Genomic DNA, 712 nt, shown 5'->3' on the forward strand with positions numbered 1-712 from the left:
CTTCAGCGCATTCGCCGTGACGGCGATCAGCGTGGTGCGCGGCAGGCCCTTCGCCTGCTCCTCCTGCCGGATGGCGCGCGCCAKCTCGAAGCCGTCCATKMCGGGCATGTGGATGTCGAGCAGCACGACCGAGGGACGGTGCCACTGCCAGTGCGCCAGGCCCTGCGCGCCGTCGTCGGCGGTGGCCGCGGGGATGCTGAGCAGCTCCAGCTGCCGCGTGATCACCTCGCGGTTCACGGGATGRTCGTCSACCACCAGCACCCGGCCCAGCGGCGCGTTGCCGGGGGCCGCGGGCGGCGGGGCCGTCACGGGCTTGGCCGCCGCCGGCGCCGCCGCGATGCCGAGCCGCAGCGTCACGATGAAGCGGCTGCCACGGCCGGCCGTGCTCTCCGCCCGCACCTCGCCCTCCATCAGCTCGGYSAGSCGGCGGACGATGGACAGGCCGAGGCCCGTGCCGCCGAAGCGGCGCGTGGTYGAGCTGTCSGCCTGGGTGAAGGGCTGGAAGAGCCGCGCCAGCGTCGCCGTATCCATGCCCACGCCGCTGTCCTCGACGATGAGCCGGACCACGGCCATGTCGCCGTCGACGCGGGTCTGGGCGGCGAGGCGCACGAAGCCCCGCTCGGTGAACTTCAGCGCGTTGCCGATCAGRTTGAACAGGATCTGCCGGACGCGCGTGGGGTCGCCCTCCAGCCAGTCGGGCCCGGGGTCGGGT

At 73.8% G+C, this 712-nt stretch carries 1 protein-coding gene; it reads right to left on the minus strand.

What is annotated here, in order from left to right:
- The coding region (locus AC1DWF_RS34525; protein ID WP_476842982.1) for an ATP-binding protein at positions 1-712 on the minus strand (712 nt) is incomplete at both ends.

It is taken from the genome of Aminobacter sp. P4_D5 (assembly GCF_056401815.1).